The organism is Paenibacillus xylanilyticus, assembly GCF_009664365.1.
Classification (GTDB): domain Bacteria; phylum Bacillota; class Bacilli; order Paenibacillales; family Paenibacillaceae; genus Paenibacillus; species Paenibacillus xylanilyticus_A.
In genome coordinates, this window is the sequence record NZ_CP044310.1 from 1,797,560 (window position 1) to 1,814,027 (window position 16,468).

The following is a 16,468-nucleotide window of genomic DNA, read 5'->3' on the forward strand; positions in this document are numbered from 1 at the left end:
GGTGGACCAATGCGAAAACAAACCATATTCTGGATCACGGGGATCGCTATTGTAGTTGTTCTTGTCCTGCTTATCTACAATAACTTGGTCCCCAGTCTGAAGGAGCAGGATGTCAGCATGAAAGGCACCATTCGTCAGGTCGATACGGATAAGTATGAGGTGGATATGCAGATCACTCGTACCAAAGAAGACAATGGAATTCACATGGTATACCCCGTGGTTTTCGGTTGGGGCAATCTGTCTTTCAATGAGGAATTGGACGATTCATATTTCATGCCTCCTTCTGTGGGCACATCAGGCGAATTGGAACAGCTCGTTCATCAAGCGTTGCAGGATGAGGATATTAATACGACTAACGAAAATGGAAATTTCACGGGATTGTCCATACCTGATGAAGCAGGTACTTATAGAGTGCGCTTCACGATCTCTCCATTGGGTGAGAATGTTCATTCAATAAATGATCCCCAGATCTATTATGTGCATCAAGAGAAGGTACTCGGAAAAACTCTAAATTGGGTCAAGAAAGAGCACATGGTGATGATTAAGGAGAGTGTGGAGTGAAGTCAATATACCGATCCAATGAGATGACTGTACGATTGTTGGAAAAAGCAGACGAAGTTCATCTGGTTCAGTGGCTGTCTGACCCGGCAGTACTGCAATATTACGAGGGACGAGATCAGCCGCATGATCTGGAGCGGGTAAGAGAACATTTTTACAGACAGGAGGATGCCACGAGTCGTTGCCTGATTGAGGTGGATGGTAGGCCTATAGGCTATATTCAATTTTATGAACTTGAAGAAGATGAACGAAATGAATATGGCTATGGAGATACGGATGTGACGATCTATGGAACAGATCAATTCATAGGCGATGTAGCGTACTGGAATACAGGTATGGGCACAAAACTTGTGCAATCTATGGTAGCCTATTTAATAGATGAGAAGCTGGCGAAGAAAGTGGTGATGGATCCCCAGACATGGAACGTACGGGCCATCGCTTGTTATGAGAAATGCGGGTTCAGAAAAATCAGGCTGTTGAGGGAACATGAGCTGCACGAAGGTCAAATGAGAGACTGTTGGTTGATGGAATATGACAAGGAGGAATGGAGAATGGATTTGCGTTACCCGATAGGCATATTCGAACATACCGGCGAAATTACAGCCCCCCAGAGGGAGCAGTGGATTCAGGATATTGCCGAGCTTCCAGAACGTGCGAGAGAGGCTGTAAAAGGATTAAGTGACGAGCAATTAAGTCTGCCCTACCGGGAAGGTGGATGGATGCTCAAGCAGGTTATACACCATATGGCAGACAGTCACATGAACAGCATGATCCGTTTCAAACTGGCTCTCACCGAGGACACACCAACGATAAGACCTTATTATGAAGAGCGTTGGGCAGAGCTAAACGATTCAAGGGAATTGGATATTGAGTTCTCCCTGCAAATACTGGATGCGCTCCATCGACGCTGGGTTGCACTGCTGCATACATTATCCGATGAGGATTATGCTAAACAATTCTATCATCCGGGTTCGCAGGAAACGACGAGACTGGATTACAACCTGGGGGTTTACTCCTGGCATGGCAGACACCATGTTGCCCATATCACTTCGCTCAGAAAAAGGCTGGGGATCTAACAGAGAGGTGCAGCTATTGTGAAAGAGCCGAAATGGTTTTATTTGAATGAAATGGAGCAGCCTGAACGAGGAATTGCATTCGTGATTATGGTTACACAGTTTCAGGAGAAATACGTAGTTGTTTATAACAATAAACGCAAAGGATGGGAGTTTCCGGGGGGCACTTGTGAACCAGGTGAAACTCCGCTGAACGCTGCAGGCAGGGAACTCTACGAAGAGACAGGAGCAATAAGGTTCAATCTTGAGCCTTTTGGTATTTACAAAATGAATGGAAACCTCGGTATGGTTTATTATGCCTCTGTTGACGAGTTCAACTCTATGTCTTTTGAGCTTCCGAATCATGAAATTGGAGGGCTTAAATTGGTAGATGCCTTACCTTCGGGCATGAGCTTTGGAGAAATGTTCTATACTTTTTTGGAGCAATGGACAGCGTATCCCTCCAAGGGAACTATCCAGTATGATATGGATTTAACGGGTGCGTTACTAAAATCTAAACGATGTTGTAAGGGAGAGACAAAATGAACATACATATCCGAATGTTGAATGAGCATGATCCAGTCTTAATCTCTCAGGCATTCCAGAAACAAGGCTGGGTCAAACCTGTGGAACAGTACCTTCACTACCTGGCAGAACAGGAAAAGGGTGAACGCGTCACATTGGTCGCCGAGCTGGAAGGAGCATTTGCGGGATACGTCAATGTCCTATGGAATTCACCATACCCATCGTTCAAGGAGCAGGGAATCCCTGAAATTAATGATTTCAATGTGCTGATCCAATATCAGCGTCAAGGCATAGGTTCACGATTAATGGATTGCGCGGAGGAATTGATTCAAGAACGTACGGATATAGCAGGGATTGGGGTTGGCGTATTCACCGATTATGGCAAAGCCCAGATTCTGTATGCGCGCCGCGGATATATCCCGGATGGTAGGGGAATTCACAAGCATGATCGCTACCTTATGCCAGGGGATGAAACCATCATTGATGATGACGTCGTTCTTTATTTAACGAAGAAATTGAGAACGGTTTAAAATTAATAATATACATTTGAGCGTAGCAGTAAAAACAGGGCTTAAGCAGAGATAAATCTCCTGCGATAAGTCCTGTTTTTTTACTCATATTATCAAAGCTCTACCTATTGTAACGCACAAGAAAGATAGAGATATATTCGGAAAAAATGGTATAATATAGTGTATGGTTTTGAAGCAATATGATGAGTTAAACGGCTAGATATCATGGGGTTTGCCTGGATAACTAACGATTAGTTTCATAAATAAGAGAAATTAGGCAGAAGCACTTTTTGGCGGAATTCAAGGAGGGGTATTGCGTTGGAAAAGACGATTAAAAATGTACAGGATCTGTATGATATGCTGGATGCAGAGTTTAGATCAGCGAAGCAATTCTGGGAGCCATTCTATGAAGATCGGGATCGTCCGATTCCCTTTTTCCCTAACAAGCCTGATGAGAATCTGGTTGAGCAAGTGAATTCGGGTTTACTTACGGGCGAAAAAGCAATGGAGCTTGGGTGCGGACCCGGGCGGAATGCACTCTATTTGACACAGGCAGGGTACAGCGTCGATGCGTATGACCTTTCCGAAACAGCAATTGCATGGGCCAAGGAACGAGCTGCCGAAATGCAGTTGGATGTGAACTTTGAATGCCGATCCGTATTTGAACTAGAACCGCAGCAGGAGTATGACCTTGTCTATGATTCCGGCTGTTTGCACCACTTGCTGCCACACCAGCGTATCCCTTACATTCAGATGATTACCGATGCACTCAAGCCTGGGGGTTATTTTGGCATGACATGTTTTGCTCCCGGTTTTGGAGGGTTGGGAGGACCCGAGACTGTGATGAATGACTGGGAAGTGTATCAAGAGCGATCCATGAAGGGTGGACTGGCTTTTACAGAGGAGAAGCTTCTTTATTTGCTGGAAGATCCGTTTGAATGCGTGGAGCTGCGCCCGATGCAGGCAATGGGTAAGGAAGATCATCGTTTCGGCCTGTCGATCCTGTGGGTGACCTTATGGAGAAAACCACTTTCCCTTTGATCTAACTTCAACTTCGCTGTAAACTGACAACATACTGAGATGGGATTAGTTCATTCGTAATTAACTCATTCCAGCCTTAGAAGAACGGAAATGTGGTGAAGGACCTTGTTTAAAATTATGCTCATAGAAGACGATGAATCCTTATTCAGCGAGATCAAGGAAAGGCTGTCCCAATGGTCTTATGACATATATGGCATACAGGATTTCGGCAAAGTGATGCAGGAGTATAGCGACGTTCAACCGCAGCTGGTCATCATTGATATACAATTGCCCAAGTATGACGGTTTTCACTGGTGCCGAATGATTCGTGCTCACTCGAACGTGCCCATTATCTTTTTGTCCTCACGGGATCATCCTACGGATATGGTCATGTCCATGCACCTGGGAGCGGATGATTTTATCCAGAAGCCCTTCCATTTCGACGTCTTAATCGCGAAAATCCAGGCCACATTGCGGAGGGTGTATAACTACAACACGGAACGCATCGAACTTCGAACCTGGCGCGGGGCAGCGATAGAATATGTGAAGAATACACTTACGCTGGGTTCTGAAGCGGTTCTTTTGACCAAAAACGAGATGTTTATTCTCAAAGTGCTGGTAGAGCACAAAAATCAGATTGTCACCCGTGAGGAACTGATTCGAAGCTTGTGGGATCATGAACACTTTGTGAGTGATAACACGCTGACGGTCAACGTCAATCGGCTTCGGAAGAAGCTCGAGTCAATCGGGCTGGATGGGTATATCGAAACGAAAGTGGGACAGGGATATATGGCAACAGAAGAGGCCGAAGCATGATCGGCAAATACATCAGAGAAAAGCTCAGCTGGATCTTGCTGCTGGTAGCCATGCAGTTCATCATTTTGTTTGTTGCCTATATGGACTCTTCCATACCCCTACAATCCTTGGCATACGTGGTTATCCTGAATGTGGTGATTTGCATTGTGTTTATCTGGGCGAGATATCCGAGGGAGACCCGTTTTTATAAAAAACTAACGACCTGGGACCATACCTATGATCTGGCAGATCTGGATACAGCCGAAAGTCCCTACGAGCTTATCGTGCAGGATGCCGTAACCTCTCAGACCGAGCGCTATCGGAAGGAATCGTCATCCAGTCTGATTCTGCTCGAGCAGGAGAAGGACCAGATGTTATCCTGGATCCATGAAGTGAAGACACCGCTCACGGCGCTGCAGTTAATGATCGAACGTACCCCGGATGAGAAACTGCGGAATCAGATGACGTACGAGTGGCTGCGAATTCATCAACTGCTCGATCAACAGCTGCATCAGAAGCGAATTCCATTTATGCATAACGATCTTTTTATCGAAGAGACGGAGCTTGAACCGATTTTGAATGCAGAGATTCGAGCCTTGAAATCCTGGTGCATTTCCAAAGGCATCGGTTTCGATGTGTCTCTAGGGGTTACGCGTGTTCTGACCGACAGTAAATGGCTGAGTTTTATGATAAGGCAGCTGCTAAGCAATGCGGTGAAATACAGTGAATCCTCGGATATTATCATCGAAAGCTGGGAGCAGGAAGGACATCACGTTCTGTCGATTCAGGACCACGGACGTGGGATTGAAGCGCAGGATTTACCCCGTATCTTCGATAAAGGCTTCACCTCAACCCGAGGCAGGCTGGAAGGTGCGGCTACCGGAATGGGGCTGTACTTGACCCGGCAGGTGGCCCAAACGCTTCATATGGACATTCACGTTGAGTCTGCTCCCGGCGAAGGCACAACCGTTAAATTAACCTTCCCCCGGAAAAACGACATGGTGCATCTTGCGGGCGTGTGACAACAATGTCACATGCTTTTTCGTTTTGTTCGGTGAATCGCACGATAAGTTGGCAGATCCCGCCTATGATAGACATATACCAAAGGAGAGTGTGTGGGATATGTGGATACTGGAAGCCAAAAAAATTAGCAAAGTATATGGCAACAAACTGAATAAGCAGGAAGTGCTGAAAGGGATAGATCTCGGGGTTGGCAGAGGAGAATTTGTAGGCATCATGGGACCGTCGGGTTCAGGGAAAACGACATTACTTAATGTGCTCTCTTCGATAGACCGGGTAAGTCAGGGATCCATTGAGATCGAAGGCAAGGAGTTCACCGGGATGAAGGAGAAGCAGCTTGCTGAATTTCGCAAACATCATCTTGGTTTTATTTTTCAGGAATATAATTTGCTGGATACACTCACCGTGAAGGAAAATGTGATGCTGCCGCTTTCCATCACGAGCGTGCCTAAGCAGGAAGCACATCGGAAGTTCGAACAAATTGCTCGTGAACTGGGCATCTATGAACTAAAAGACAAATACCCATCCGAAATTTCGGGTGGTCAGAAACAGCGCACCTCGGCTGCGCGAGCCTTTGTTCATGATCCGAGCATCATATTTGCCGATGAGCCGACAGGCGCACTGGACTCCAAATCAGCTTCGGATCTGCTTGGCAAATTAAGCGAAATGAATATCAAGCATCAGGCTACCATTGTGATGGTCACTCACGATCCGGTTGCCGCGAGTTATTGCAGCAGGGTGATTTTCATCCGGGACGGGCAGATCTACACTCAATTGAATAAAGGAGACGAGTCCCGTCAGTCCTTCTTCAACGACATTATCAAAACCCAAGGCGTGTTGGGTGGTGTGCAGCAATGAGCTTGCGTTACATCATCTTCCGCAATCTGAGAAAGAACCTGAAGAGCTATTATTTATATGTATTTGCGCTTATTTTTAGCGTGGCTTTATATTTTTCATTTGTGACGCTGCAGTATGATCCTTCCATGGATGAAGTGGCGGCCTCGACCAAAGGAGCGGCGGCGATTGGTACGTCTTCCGTATTATTGATCGTCATTGTGGGCATTTTCCTGCTTTACGCCAACACCATCTTTATTAAGAGACGGAGCAAGGAGATTGGTTTATTTCAGTTGATTGGGCTGACGAAAGGAAAAATCTTTGGCATTCTGAGTACAGAAAATTGCATTCTCTATTTTGGCTCCATGGCGCTCGGTGTTCTGATCGGTTTCCTTGGTTCCAAGCTGGTGCTGATGATTTTGTTCAAGATCCTTGGCATTGATGCGATAACGAAACTGTATTTCTCTCCGATGGCCTTGGTCCAAACCCTGATTGTGTTTGCAGTGCTGTATTTGCTTATCATGCTGATGAATTATACCTTTATCAAGGCACAGAGTATTCTCTCGCTCTTTCGGGTAACGGCCAAGGCTGAGCAGCAGGTGCAGAAGATGTCTATCGCACAGATCATCATCGGCATTCTGGGTATTGTCCTGATTGTGTTCGGATACGTATTATCCGCAAGAATGTTCAGCGGCCATGCACTGGATATGCAGCAGCTGATGTACATGATGCTCCTGATCCTGTTTTCGGTCATCCTGGGGACGTATCTGTTCTACAAAGGTTCAGTCAGTTTTATATTTAATCTGATTCGCAAAAGCAAAAACGGCTACCTTTCCATCCATGAAGTCTTGTCGCTATCCTCGATCATGTTCCGTATGAAGTCGAATGCGCTGCTGCTTACGATTATTACGACAGTGTCCGCACTTGCCATCGGTATGCTGTCACTGAGTTATATTTCATACTATTCGGCTGAAGCGCAAGCCAAAGAGAGCCTGCCGGAAGATTTCTCTTTTGCTCAGGCGAGTGTAAAAAATCGCTTTGTAGCAGAGCTTGAGGAGAAACAGATCCCATACGAGGTGAAGCACAGACAGCCCATCTATATTGAAATCGATGCCAGCGTAGTAATGGACGATTCATTAAAAGGAGAGCTTCTGTTCAGCAGCGTGGTCAGTGACAGCATGGTCGATGATATGGATCTGAAGCCCGGTGAAGTGATCTTTATGGGGTACGGTAATGTTATTAAGCAGATGATTTCCATTCAGGAAAAGGGTTCAATCGTTCTGCATGGCTTGAATCAAACCATCGATCAACAGCTGGTCGGTACAACCAAACAGGGAGTCCTTCCCGTATACTATACCAAGGGCACACCCGTAGCTGTGGTGGATGACACGGTCTATCAGCAGCTTCAGAAGGATCTGGATCCTTCCTTGCAAGAAGGCGAGCCGACGGATTACTATGGTGTGCGCATTGTGAACGAGAAACAAGCAGAAGAGGCTTATGGCGTTTTCCAAGAACAGCAGCTTACGACCCCAAGCTTCTCGCAGATCGAGTTCAGAAATAACCAACGCACCAGTATGGGGCTGATTATGTTCATTGTCGGATTCCTTGGTCTGACCTTCCTGATTACTTCTGGATGTATCTTATACTTTAAACAAATGAATGAAAGTGAAGAAGAAAAACCGAGCTATACCATCCTGCGCAAACTCGGATTCACACAGGGCAATCTGCTGCACGGCATTCAACTCAAGCAGGTCTTCAATTTCGGAATTCCGCTGGTGGTGGGATTGAGTCATAGCTATTTTGCGGTGAAATCCGGGTGGTTCTTCTTCGGTACGGAACTGGTGACACCAACAATCATTGTCATGATTCTGTATACACTGCTGTATTCCATCTTTGGACTGTTATCGGTGTGGTATTACAAGCGGGTTATTAAGGAAGCGTTGTAGATCGGAATGAATGATGTGGCAAAATATCACGTAAAAAGGTCAGACTGTCTCTCTGCAGCCTGGCCTTTTTGTTATCAGGAAAAAGGAATTGATTCCGCTATATCAAGCAGTTGCTCCATTCTATAAACAAGGAAATCCGACTCTGTGTTGAACCTGTCAATATAAAAATGTTTTGCATGTCCATATCGTATGCTGGCTAGTTTCTTGTGTAGGTTTAGATGACACAATCAAAATATACCCCCTGGAAAAACAGGTGATAATTGGTTGTTGGACGAAATCATTAGAAGTAAGAGAACTTTCGGATAAGTTACCATGAAAGGGGGAGATATGATGAATTGGGCTAATCGAATTACGCTCGCTAGAATCGCTTTAATTCCGTTATTTATGCTGTGCTTTGTTCCGTTATCGCCTTCAATTCTGGGGCAGAGTGGAATTCTGCAAATCATGAATCAGCATGGGACTACTTTTGGGGTAATTATTTTCATTATTGCTGCGGGGACAGACAAGCTGGATGGTTATATTGCCAGGAAGTATAGCCAGGTGACCAGTCTGGGGAAATTGCTGGATCCACTTGCCGATAAACTGTTGATTTCCGTGGCTCTGCTCGTTATGGTACAAGAAAATATGATCGGTTCATGGATCGCGGTTATCATTATTGGACGTGAGATTTTGATTACGGCAATAAGAATGGTCGCAACCGAACAGGGCATTGCTCTCGCAGCAGATCAGTATGGCAAACTTAAAATGGTGCTGCAGGTTGCTGCAATCATAGCAATACTGCTGGGCAATTACCCATTCCACCTGCTGACGGATATCCGAGTGGACATGGCTCTACTGTGGGTGGCAGCAGGCATTACACTGTTATCCGGGATGAATTACATACGGGTGAACTATAAGATGCTCCAATTAGGAATAGATTAGTGAACCACGGTTTACCTGTCAGATGAAGGAGGTTGAGAGCACTGATTGAAGCTAAAATTTTGCTAGTCAAACCAGGTTCATTGATAGAGGAGGAAACGGGAGTAGATAACTGGCTGATGGCTGTGACACAACAGCCGGAAGTTCAGTATGCCGATGTAAATGATCATAATCAGATAAATCGATTGATGAGGAGTAGAAACTTTGAACTTGACGCTCTACAGATGGCTATTCACGTAGTTGATGATAGTGGACAACCCTTAATCGGATATGAGGTCCCGAGTGGATTGAATATCTGGCGCGATTATCTGAAAGCGATTCGCAAGTTGATGGAGCAAGGCAAAGTCTCTGTGAGTTATGGGATTGATCCGTACTTGCTTGAAATGGAGCAGTATGCAAATGGACAATTAAGGTTCACTATACGGATGGAGCTAGTTCCCCATCATATACTCACACAGTTCACCATACATGCCCGCACGTTTCTGCTGGAAATTTTGAGATCTATTGAATTCCTATGGTTCAAGATGTTGCATGAGTACCATCCACCAAGTGGGCTAGAGATATCAAGACCGAAAGATGACGGTAAAGACCTATTTATAGAAATTAATGCATTGCGTAAATGGGTATTAGAGTTACCCGAATAGTTTACACCATAGAACGGAGCAGGCATGAACAATGCAGGTTCCGTTTTTCTATGATACAACAGCAATCAAAAAAATATAGGGCCTTAGCAGCGTTCCCGAGTATACTTGTAGTAGTAGCTGATACCACATGATACATATCGGAAAATGCATAAATATGCTGATTCAGGAGGATTTTAATGCACCAAGAGCATACCGCGGGTCCAGAGGAAAACTGGATTCAATTCATGATATTAAAGACCAAACTGGAACTGCCTCCCTTGCCTGCAAATACGTTGGATCGTCCAAGGCTCAGTTCAACCAGAGAACAATTATACAAGTTTAAAGTCACGCTGCTTACTGCTCCTGCGGGTTCCGGGAAGTCCACATTGTTAGGCAGCTGGGTGCAGCACGAGCAAGCAGCCTGTGTTTGTCTGGATGACAAAGATCAGGATTCGCTTCAATTTTGGTTGTATGTTATTCACGCGCTTGATCGGGTTAAGCCGGATTTCTGCCGAGAAATTCTAGCTCATTTTTTGCGAGGATACAGCATGAACCCGCGATCAGCACTGGTGTTGTTAATGAATCACCTTGCCTTGGCAGAGCAACCGGTGTTACTCATTTTGGATGATTACCATGCTGTAACCCAAGCAGAGATTCATGAACAAATGGAGTATTTTGTTGAGAATATGCCCCCGTCCGTTCATCTCGTATTATCGAGTCGGACATCTCCACCGTTGAAGCTGGAGAAGCTGAAGCTTCGCGGTGAGCTTAGGCAGGTTATGCTTCAGGATCTGGCGTTCACTGCCGAAGAAGGAGTAAAGTTCTGTCAGGATGCCCTGAAGCTCAACGTTACCAGTTCTCATGTACATGACTGGGTGCAGCAGACGGAAGGGTGGGTGGCGGGGCTTAAGCTTCTCGCTCTGTCTTATACCGATAGCACAGACCAAGTAAGATCGCGCAGTGCCAATAGACTGGCTCCAACTTCTCAGGATGATCAGCATCACTACGGTGATCGGTCAGTTTCCGAATATTTGCTGGAGGAAGTGTTTCATCGGCAATCCCCGGAAATGCAGCATTTCTTGCTCAGCACCTCTGTCGTACAGCGGATGAATGGAGATCTATGTAGAGCACTGACCGATATAGGGGAAGCTCCGCAATTGCTCAGACATCTGGAGAAGGAGCATCTGTTTCTAATTACAATGGATCGGGGAGCGTACTGGTTCCGTTATCATCATATGTTCTCATCCTTTTTGCGGCGTGAGCTTGCTCGTTCCGGAACGGAACAAGTGAACGCACTTCATGCGAAGGCTGCACGATGGTACGAACAGCAAGGATATGCAGCTGAAGCACTGGATCATTATATTCATGGACAGCATGTGCAGGATGCAGCCCGGCTGCTGGAGGAATTATTTGCACATTTTATTATGGGAGAATGGTGGACACTTCGAAGGTACTTCGATGTTCTGCCACAGGAGGTAGTGAAGGCTCGTCCCAAACTGTATATGTCCTATTTATTTCTTATTGCTCGTGAACGGCCATATGGTGAGATGATGAAAGAGCTGGATGGACTGGAGAACATGATTCAGGTGCATTTACAGGGCCAATTGCCACCTGAGATAAGCAGTTACTTACTGCAGGTCGTTTGTGTGATGAGGGCTTATATGGCTTATCTAAACAGGGATTTACAAGGGCTGTCTGATCATCTGATATCCTATATTGATCAAGGTTATCCGGATGATATTGCGTTTCAGTATATGGATTATGACCGGAGGGAAAGCATGCGTCTGCGCAGCTTCCACGGTGTGAACGGTTCCTTGCAACGAGGCGAACAATGCTTCGGTACAATCACGAATCGTTGGTTTGCCGAGAGTTCTTATGTGACCTCCTATTATGGTACTGGCTATGCAGAAATAAAGCTGGAGCAAAACCGCTTGTCCGAAGCGATTCATTATGCGGATCGTGCGCTTGACATTGCACTCCAGATCAAAGTCGCTGCACTTCTGGTCCCTGCCTACGTTCTCAAAGCAAGAATAGAAACGGCTCAAGGCAGACCAAATGAAGGGATGAAGCTGCTGCAGCAGCTCTGTGTTCTGTTATCTGTCAAGGATCTGGAATACTGGCAGCCGATCATTCAGGCACATCAATACCGTTTGCAACTCGAGATTCAACCTGTAGCCACAGCACAACTTGTGGTTGATGACTCCATTATCGAAATCGTGAACCCTGAGATCAGCTGTGATCAGGTATTCAGCTCGCTTGTACGTGTGCGGGCTAAACTCCTGTTAGGGGATGAGGAAGAGTCCTTGAATGAGCTGAAACGCATACGTACACTTGCTGAAGAACGGAACTGGTTAACGGAACAAGTCGAGTGCGGACTGCTTGAGGCTCAGATTCTTCAACGCCAAGGGCATCAGGAGGAGTGTATGGCTCCGCTGCTGCGGGCTATAGCGATTGGCAGTTCCGAGGGCTACATTCGTTCTTTTATAAACGAAGGCGAACCGGTCAAGAGCCTTTTGCAGCATTACCTGCACCTGCGTCGTACGCATTCCATACCAGATTCGGGCATTAAACTGGCCTATGTAAAGGAGCTGCTATCCGCATTTGCAAAAGAAAATCGGGGTGGTATTCCCTCCGTGCGACTTAGTCCCATGGAGCAACGAGTATTTGGATACATTGCTGAAGGGTTAACCAGCAAACAAATCGCAGCTGAGTTTGGGATTTCCGCAGGAACGGTTAATACGCATATCAGGCGGGTGTTTGCGAAGCTAGGCGCGAGTAGTCGTGCGCATGCCGTACAGATTGCCGAGCAGCAGGGCTGGCTGTGAGTGTACAGCAAGCTGTCTATCGTTTTGTAGACTATTTTCTCATGGAAGTCTCTCCTACAATAAAGACAATTAATAACTTTGCTTTTTAAGAAGAAGCATGGTTAGAGTCATGTGGGAGGTAAAGCTTAACCATGTCAACACATCTATCCAAAGGAAAAACACGAAACAAAAGCAACAGAATCTTACCTTATCTGGCAGTTCTATTGTCTGTCTCTACACTTACTGTTCCTGGTACCGTAGGGGCGGCTGCAGGAACCGGGAGCACAAATGACTTACAGCAAGCCTCGTCTTGGGCGAAACAGGCCATTGAGATTGTTACAGAACAACAGATGTTCCCAGGTACGCAGGATGGATTGTTTCATCCGGGAGGGAGTCTTACACGCGGTGATCTGGCGTATATTTTGGTTCGGATGGCGGATTTGAATCAGGAGTCTGGAGTTCAGAATCCATCCGAAGTTTTCAAGGATCTGAATTCAGAGACGGATCACCTTGCTTTTATTGAATTGATAAACTCTGCAGGAATCATGAAAGGCTATCCTGATGGCACATTTCGTCCGGACGGATTGGTCACCAGGGAACAACTCGCAGTGACTCTGATGCGTTTGATTCAGTTTAGAGGATTTACTGAAGCAGGGGGTACGAACCCCATGCTATCTTTCAAGGATGCTTCCAGTATCAGTCCATGGGCTGCAGACAGCGTGAAGCAGGCAGTTAAACTGGGCTTGTTAAAGGGCGAGAACGGCCAGTTTGCTCCGAAACGTGCTACAACAAGACAAGAAATGGCTGTGATTGCTTTGCGTGGAAGCGACGCGATCAAGACGCTTGAACAATCATCAGAACTGGATGATGCTGCTTCAGGTTCTGATTCGGATAAGCCAGATCAAGTGACGGAAGTTGAAGGGACGACTACAGGTAGTGGAGTTACAGGTAATTCTGGTGGAAACGCAACGAATGGGAGTGGAAACAATTCCGGCAGTGGAAGTGGAAATACAGGAGGAGGCAGCGGATCAACGCCAACGAATCCAACCAATCCAACCAATCCAGAAACTCCTTCCAACCCTGAACCTGAAAATCAAACCCCAGTGGTGATTAACGATGGGTTGCCCGATCAGGAACTTATTCTGGATCATGCGTCTCTGGAGTTTCAGGCTTCCTCTTACTTCAGTGATCCGGATGGAGAAGTCCTGCAATTTAGTATTATAGATGGAGATGAAACGGTTGTTTCTACTGCGGTAGATGGTCAGACAATCAAGCTCACAGCAGTGGCAGAAGGAGAAGCTGTACTGACAGTCAAGGCTGTCGATAACCAGGGTGCCAGTGTTACTGCACAGCTCAAAATCACGGTCCTTGCGAATACGATCAGCAGGCAATTCCCTGATCCTAATTTAGCGCGAGCTGTTGCCTATTGGCTTGAGAAGGATGTGGATGATCCGTTAACCAAGCAGGAACTGGTGGAAGCACTGGTACAGACGGACGGAGGACTGTATGCGCGAGATGCGGGCATCTCTGACCTGACAGGATATGAAATTTTCAAAGGCATGAACGTTACGGAAATTGACCTATCCGGGAATAACATCAGCCTTGTGAATGCTGAAGGTTTTACGCATTTGAAGAAGCTGGATTTATTCAGCAATCAACTTACAGAGGTCCATGTGTCAGGACTTTCAAACCTTGAGGAACTGGTATTGTCCTACAATCAGTTAACATCACTTGATGTAAGTGGCCTGAGTTCCCTTCAAGTGTTGGACGTTGGCGATAACCAACTGAATCATATCCCTACCGGAGTTGCTGACCTGCCTTTACTGCAAAACTTAAATATCCGTTACAATTCCATTATGCTCAGAGACGAGCCTGACTTTACTTTGCATATGGGTCTGATTGAACGTTTACCGATGTACGATTTCGATGATGCTGCACCAGTTCTGGTGGAAGCCCCCGCTGGGAACACGGTTTATGTTGGTGACGAAGAGACCGAGATCGATCTGGCATACATGTTTGAAGATGAAGATGATGACCGTTCAACACTGATTCTCACAGCAGAGTCACCGGACTCGCAGCTAGCTGAAGTCAGAGTGGAAGGACAGAAGCTGTATGTCAGAGCTCTTGCATCAAGTGAAACCCCGATTCAAATCCACGTGCAGGCTAGAGACGTGCTGGGCAGAATGGACACAGGATACGTAGAGGTCATGCTTAAAACGAGAGAAGAATTGCTTTAAAATTAGTGGCTTTTCAATTCAAGCAATCATATAATATTAGGTGCTGCGCATCTCCTCTGGAGGTGCGTTTTTTTATGCTGGATGCAGTCCAATAATGTTAGAATATTCAAGGAATGTATAGGAATGATTCCGTTTATAACGGCGAGAGTGACAGGGAGGAGAATGAACAATGTCCGAAGGTACGTTGAATCCAAGTAATGCGGAAGAATCAGCCTATGTGCGTAATCAACTGATTGCATTTAATGCCGCTCATCTGAGTGAGGATCTGAAGCATCGGTATGAGGAATTGAATTTTAATATCAAAAATGAGGCAGGGGATATCGTTGCCGGCGTCCTCAGCACGCTGTGCTGGAACTGGTTGGAACTCGATATCCTCTGGGTGGATGAGAAGCAGCGGCACCAAGGCTATGGTTCCCAATTGCTGCTCGAGATTGAACGTATTGCACGTGAGAAAAGATGTGATTTTATTATGCTGAATACATTTTCGTTCCAGGCACCGGGCTTCTACAAGAAGCATGGATACCAATTAATGACAACCCTCGAGAACGCGCCAACAGGACATCGTCATTATTACTTTAAGAAGGATCTGACGTAGGGTAAGATATAGAGTACGGAACAACATGATAGGAATTTAGGAGGATCGATCTATGGTTACAATCAAAGGCATTGAACTTCAGGATTTGCCGGCCTTAAGCCAATTGTACAATGAGTTGATGGGGACCCCCACCAATGAGGAGCAGATGCAGAAAATGTTTAAGTACATACAGCAAAATGGTCATTATCATGTGCTTGGTGCATTTTACAATGGCGAGCTGGCCGGATCTGTTATGGGGATCGAATGCATGGATCTCGTGGGTCAATGCAAGCCCTTCATGGTTGTGGAGAATGTGATCGTATCTGATCAGGTACGAAGACAGGGAATCGGTCAGAAGCTGATGCTCCAGATTGAACGGATTGCGAGAGATCTCGGGTGCGAATACATGATTCTGGTATCTGGAGATCAACGCAAGGAAGCACATCTTTTCTATGAAAAGCTTGGATTCAAGGATGAGAAGGTTCAAGGGTACCGGAAGCATTTTAACTGACCAGAAGGATTACTTAAGGAGCAAGGCGAATAAGGCATAGTCAATATGAAAACTTCATGAATCTGAGGGAGGCACTCTCGTGTTCAAAAAATGGGCTAATGTCTTGATGATTGTGAGTTTGATCTTCGCCGTATGTTCCCCAACATCCTACGCCGCTGCCAAAACGCTTAAGGTAACGGTGACGCTGGTGAGCGCCGAACTGGTAGAGAACAACTCCGTCGGCAACGAATGGGCGATAGGGGCAAGCGTGAACGGTAAAAACCTGAAGGAGGGTTCATCGGTTACATTAAATCTGAAATCAACCGATACGCTGAAATTAAAAGCGGAAGCCGAAGAACAGGATAAGATTCCGGATATCGGAAGCAAGAGCGCGAATGTCAAAGTATCTTCATTTTCCAAATCAACGAATAAGACTCTTTCCGTTGTTGTAAAAGAGAACAGAGGCCGATATTCGGGTAACACGGCAACATGGGAGTTCAAATTCAAAATCAGCAAGAAGTGAGAACTGGTACAACAGCAAGGAAAAAGAGAGCTGACAGCTC

16 protein-coding genes and 1 pseudogene are annotated in these 16,468 nt (G+C 45.9%); all 17 read left to right on the forward strand.

Annotation, left to right across the window (positions count from 1 at the left end):
* Positions 1–9 precede the first annotated feature (9 nt).
* Complete coding sequence (locus F4V51_RS08180; RefSeq protein ID WP_153977605.1) at positions 10–561, forward strand: hypothetical protein; 552 nt, start codon at positions 10–12, stop codon at positions 559–561.
* A gap of 23 nt (positions 562–584) precedes the next feature.
* Positions 585–1,019: pseudogene (locus F4V51_RS28950) on the forward strand (GNAT family N-acetyltransferase); the annotation flags it as partial.
* 90 nt (positions 1,020–1,109) lie between these two features.
* A complete protein-coding gene (locus F4V51_RS28955; RefSeq protein ID WP_201281209.1) occupies positions 1,110–1,634 on the forward strand; it encodes a YfiT family bacillithiol transferase in 525 nt (174 codons plus the stop codon).
* Positions 1,635–1,652: 18 nt separating this feature from the next.
* A complete protein-coding gene (locus F4V51_RS08190) occupies positions 1,653–2,156 on the forward strand; it encodes an NUDIX domain-containing protein (RefSeq protein ID WP_153977606.1) in 504 nt (167 codons plus the stop codon).
* The gene (locus F4V51_RS08195; protein ID WP_153977607.1) at positions 2,153–2,665 is read left to right on the forward strand and encodes a GNAT family N-acetyltransferase; all 513 of its coding nucleotides are present in this window, start codon (positions 2,153–2,155) and stop codon (positions 2,663–2,665) included. The genes F4V51_RS08190 and F4V51_RS08195 overlap by 4 nt, the downstream gene beginning before the upstream one ends.
* Positions 2,666–2,962: 297 nt before the next feature.
* Complete coding sequence (locus F4V51_RS08200; RefSeq protein WP_153977608.1) at positions 2,963–3,685, forward strand: class I SAM-dependent methyltransferase; 723 nt, start codon at positions 2,963–2,965, stop codon at positions 3,683–3,685.
* Positions 3,686–3,790: 105 nt separating this feature from the next.
* Complete coding sequence (locus F4V51_RS08205; RefSeq protein WP_153977609.1) at positions 3,791–4,480, forward strand: response regulator transcription factor; 690 nt, start codon at positions 3,791–3,793, stop codon at positions 4,478–4,480.
* A complete protein-coding gene (locus F4V51_RS08210) occupies positions 4,477–5,481 on the forward strand; it encodes a sensor histidine kinase (protein ID WP_153977610.1) in 1,005 nt (334 codons plus the stop codon). Before F4V51_RS08205 ends, F4V51_RS08210 begins: the two co-directional genes overlap by 4 nt.
* A gap of 100 nt (positions 5,482–5,581) precedes the next feature.
* Positions 5,582–6,337 (forward strand): ABC transporter ATP-binding protein, encoded by a 756-nt coding sequence (locus F4V51_RS08215; protein WP_153977611.1) that lies wholly within the window; start codon positions 5,582–5,584, stop codon positions 6,335–6,337.
* Positions 6,334–8,259, forward strand: a complete 1,926-nt coding sequence (locus F4V51_RS08220; RefSeq protein WP_153977612.1) for an FtsX-like permease family protein — start codon at positions 6,334–6,336, stop codon at positions 8,257–8,259. The genes F4V51_RS08215 and F4V51_RS08220 overlap by 4 nt, the downstream gene beginning before the upstream one ends.
* Positions 8,260–8,586: 327 nt before the next feature.
* Complete coding sequence (gene pgsA, locus F4V51_RS08225) at positions 8,587–9,180, forward strand: CDP-diacylglycerol--glycerol-3-phosphate 3-phosphatidyltransferase (RefSeq protein WP_323131805.1); 594 nt, start codon at positions 8,587–8,589, stop codon at positions 9,178–9,180.
* Positions 9,181–9,212: 32 nt separating this feature from the next.
* Positions 9,213–9,821 carry a hypothetical protein gene (locus F4V51_RS08230; protein WP_153977613.1) on the forward strand — a complete coding sequence of 203 codons (609 nt, stop codon included), beginning with the start codon at positions 9,213–9,215 and terminating at the stop codon, positions 9,819–9,821.
* A gap of 176 nt (positions 9,822–9,997) precedes the next feature.
* Positions 9,998–12,625 (forward strand): winged helix-turn-helix domain-containing protein, encoded by a 2,628-nt coding sequence (locus F4V51_RS08235; RefSeq protein WP_153977614.1) that lies wholly within the window; start codon positions 9,998–10,000, stop codon positions 12,623–12,625.
* A 131-nt stretch (positions 12,626–12,756) separates the two neighbouring features.
* Entirely contained in the window at positions 12,757–14,841 is a 2,085-nt protein-coding gene (locus F4V51_RS08240; protein WP_153977615.1) for an S-layer homology domain-containing protein, read from the forward strand.
* 169 nt (positions 14,842–15,010) lie between these two features.
* The gene (locus F4V51_RS08245) at positions 15,011–15,436 is read left to right on the forward strand and encodes a GNAT family N-acetyltransferase (protein ID WP_153977616.1); all 426 of its coding nucleotides are present in this window, start codon (positions 15,011–15,013) and stop codon (positions 15,434–15,436) included.
* Between the two features lie 52 nt (positions 15,437–15,488).
* On the forward strand, positions 15,489–15,926 hold the full coding sequence (locus F4V51_RS08250) for a GNAT family N-acetyltransferase (protein WP_153977617.1): 438 nt from the start codon (positions 15,489–15,491) through the stop codon (positions 15,924–15,926).
* 79 nt (positions 15,927–16,005) lie between these two features.
* Positions 16,006–16,428, forward strand: a complete 423-nt coding sequence (locus F4V51_RS08255; RefSeq protein WP_236146724.1) for a hypothetical protein — start codon at positions 16,006–16,008, stop codon at positions 16,426–16,428.
* The last annotated feature ends 40 nt before the right edge of the window (positions 16,429–16,468 follow it).